The organism is Micromonospora maritima (assembly GCF_902825405.1).
GTDB lineage: Bacteria > Actinomycetota > Actinomycetes > Mycobacteriales > Micromonosporaceae > Micromonospora > Micromonospora maritima.
On sequence record NZ_CADEAU010000596.1, the window covers coordinates 1 to 2,967 of the forward strand.

4 protein-coding genes and 1 pseudogene are annotated in these 2,967 nt (G+C 74.7%); 2 read left to right on the forward strand and 3 right to left on the reverse strand.

All coding sequences use genetic code 11. The features are described 5' to 3' along the window. The 3 genes from HUW36_RS29655 to HUW36_RS29665 all read right to left on the reverse strand — a co-directional run. Positions 1-894 (reverse strand): WXG100 family type VII secretion target (locus HUW36_RS29655; RefSeq protein ID WP_217428901.1); only part of this gene is annotated, 894 nt, incomplete at its 3' end. Then, positions 891-1,214: an ESX-1 secretion-associated protein gene (locus tag HUW36_RS29660; protein WP_174531123.1), complete on the reverse strand. Its 324-nt coding sequence runs from the start codon at positions 1,212-1,214 to the stop codon at positions 891-893. The genes HUW36_RS29660 and HUW36_RS29655, both read right to left, overlap by 4 nt. After that, on the reverse strand, positions 1,204-1,635 hold the full coding sequence (locus tag HUW36_RS29665; RefSeq protein WP_174531124.1) for a YbaB/EbfC family nucleoid-associated protein: 432 nt from the start codon (positions 1,633-1,635) through the stop codon (positions 1,204-1,206). The genes HUW36_RS29660 and HUW36_RS29665 overlap by 11 nt, the downstream gene beginning before the upstream one ends. A 222-nt stretch (positions 1,636-1,857) precedes the next feature. Here HUW36_RS29665 and HUW36_RS29670 point away from each other — a divergent pair, with 222 nt between their 5' ends. Both HUW36_RS29670 and HUW36_RS29675 read left to right on the forward strand, forming a co-directional pair. Continuing rightward, on the forward strand, positions 1,858-2,187 hold the full coding sequence (locus HUW36_RS29670) for a hypothetical protein (protein ID WP_174531125.1): 330 nt from the start codon (positions 1,858-1,860) through the stop codon (positions 2,185-2,187). 167 nt (positions 2,188-2,354) lie between these two features. Beyond that, positions 2,355-2,967: pseudogene (locus HUW36_RS29675) on the forward strand (hypothetical protein); the annotation flags it as partial.

Genomic DNA, 2,967 nt, shown 5'->3' on the forward strand with positions numbered 1-2,967 from the left:
CCCGTCCGCCCAGGCCCACGGCGGCGGCTGGCCGCCGTCGCCGGCGGGGCCGTCGTAACCCCGGGGCCGGGGCCCGGGAGCCGGCATGTCGGGGGTGGTGGTCCCGTCGGGGGTACGCCGAAGGCCGCGCAACGCCGCGCGGAGCGTGTCGAGCAGCTCGCCGAGCTTGGACAGGATCGGCCGGAGCCGGCTGACGCTGCGGGCCAACGCCGTGAGCAGCCCGGCCACCTTCGCCGCCCACTTGGCGACGAGCGCGGAGACCTGCGCCGCGACGAGCGGGGTCGCCACGCCCAGGGTGAGGGCCTCCTCGGCGAGCCACTGCCAGAGCCGGACGGCGAGGATCGAGACGAAGTCGGCGATCAGGTCCCGGACCAGCTCCCGGACCAGGGCCACCAGCAGTCCCGCGCCCTCGACGACGGTGCCGATCAGATTCGAGGCGTCCGACAGGCCGGTGAGGTGACGTACGTGCTGGTCGCTGTAACGGCGGTACGCCTCGGAGGCGGGGCCCGTCCAGGTGGCGATCTCGGTGCGCACCGCCTCGGACAGGGCGGTGGCCTGGCCGGCGACGTGCCGGGAGACGTTGTGCCAGGTCTGGGCGTACGCGGTGATCTGGTCCGGATCGCCGGCCAGCCAGTCCAGCGCGTCGGAGAGGGGCTTGACGTGCTCGATCAGCCAGGCGACGCCCCAGGAGACGACCGACCCGATCGGGTCGACGCAGGTCGCCAGCACCTCCAGGGACGTCCCGACGCCGCCGATCGTCGAATCGATCCAGGAGCCGTTCTCGATGCCGTTGCGCAGGTCGACGAGGCTCTCGACGATGCCGATGCCGCTGTAGTCGGTGGTGGTGTCCTGCCGAGCCGCGACCAGCGGGTTCGCCGCCGCCGCGGTGCTCACCTCTGCATCCGGTGGAAGAGGGCGGAGACCGTCCCGTCGGTCTCGTGGTAGGCGGCCACCGTGGTGTCGAGCGCACCGGCCGCGCTGTGCAACGCCTCCTGTGCGGCCGCGAGCGCGTCCACCGCCGGACCCTGGAGGAAGTCGAGCAGGAAGGGGATCGCCCGGCAGACGGGGATCTGCCCGTACGCCTCGGCGCCCATCCGGACGTGCGTGCCCGCGTCGTGCGCCGTGGCGATCTCCCCGGCGATCCGGTCGATCGAGCGGGCGTGCCCGGTCAGCGCCGTCGCGGTGACCTCGAAACCGCGTGCCTCAGCGCCCATGGCCGCTCCAGCCCGCGTACCCCGGATCGTCCTCCTCGGGCACCTCCGGGAAGCGCGTCGCGTAGCTGCCGACGACGGCGCGGGCGGTCTCGGAGTCCGCGCCGACGGTGCCGGCGGCGGCGTCGGCGACCTGCGCCGCCAGTCGGCCCTGCGCCCGCCGCATCACGGCCAGCACCGTGGCGGCGATCTCGTCCGGCCGCCAGCGCAGCACCCGGTCGTCGAGCCGCAGGTCGGTCATGGCCCCGGACGCGGCGACGGTCACCCGGACCGCGCCCTGCGCGCCCTCGGCCGTCGCCGACATCGCCGCCACCTCGTCGGACAACGCCTTGGCCTGGGCGGCGCGTTCGGAGATGCCCGCCGCCCAGGACGCCACGAACCGATCGGTCGAGGCGGCGAAGTCGCCCATGGGAAAACCCGCCATCAGACCTCCCCCGTGTGACGGCCCTCGGCCGCCTCCGGGAAGCACCCGCTGCGGCACGGTCGACATACGGTACGACATCCCCCTCCACCGTGGAGTCCCGCGTGGGGGCGGCCGCTGCACCGGGCCGCGGCTCCGGCGCGCGACGGGCCCGGACCCTGCCGACGGGCGGGCCGGCGGCGGCGTCGCCCGTTAGGGTGGGACGCGGCATACCGGGGAGGGAACGTGGTCAAGCGCTGGGGACCTGCCGGGCTGGTGCTCGGGCTCGCCCTGCTGGCGGCCGGGTGCGGCAGCGATCCGTCGCTGACCGGCACGTGGATCATGGCGGAGAACCAGTCCCGCACCATGACCGTGCGCGACGACGGTTCCGTCTCGGCGAACATCGACGTCTCCTGCACCGGCACCACGAAGGACCAGGGCGACCGGGAATACCGGCTCGAACTCGACTGCGGCGTCACCAAGATCTCGGCCGACGGGGTTCTGAGCGAGGACGGCAAGACCCTCACGGTCAAGGACCCGAGCACCGGTCAGGAAGCGGTCTGGAACCGCAAGTGACCCGTCGGGGAGGTCACGTCCCGCACTCCCCGTGACGCTGCCCGGCGGTCGGCGCGCGGGGGCTGCGGCGCCTCGATGCCGCACGCTACGGTGCCAGGCGTGCCCGGCGGTCCGGCCGCCGCCGGCACGGGCGGTCACAGCATCTCGGTCGCGGCGGAGGCGGACAGGTGGCGGTTTCGGAGATCGCGGGCAGCGTCGTGCAGCTCGTCGCGGCGATCGTGGAGTACCGGCGGTTCCTGGCCGAGCAGCAGCAGCGACAGCAGATGCAGCAGCGTGAGGTGACCGAGCGACAGCTCGAGTTCGCGCAGTCCGTCGGCGACCGGGAGTTCGACGTCCGCAGTGAGTTGGCCGCGCAGGCCGGCCGGCTCGACCCGGACCGCACCCGGGAGGTGCACGACCAGCTCTACGCGCAGTACCGCCAGGACGCGGCGACCTGGGCCCGCGCGGCGGACCCGACGTGGTGGCAGCACGCCACCCAGGCCGACGTCGTCCAGGTGTGGCGCGCCTCCACCGCCTGGCAGGGTGTCGACCCGGCTGCCGACACGGCGCGTCGGGCCGCGGGTGAACGACTCGCCGAGAGCGGCGTACGCGTGCCGGTCCCGGGCGAACGCAGCCACGGGCCCGACGTGTTGTCGCGGGCGGTGCGCGAGGCCGCGGATCGGCAGGGGTCGGTGGCTGATCCTCGGGCGGCGCGAACGGCGACGGAACGTGCCGCGGCGGACGGCCGCGAGCCCGCGGACCGCTCGTCGCGCCGGCGGGAGACCGACGCGCGCCGGGCCG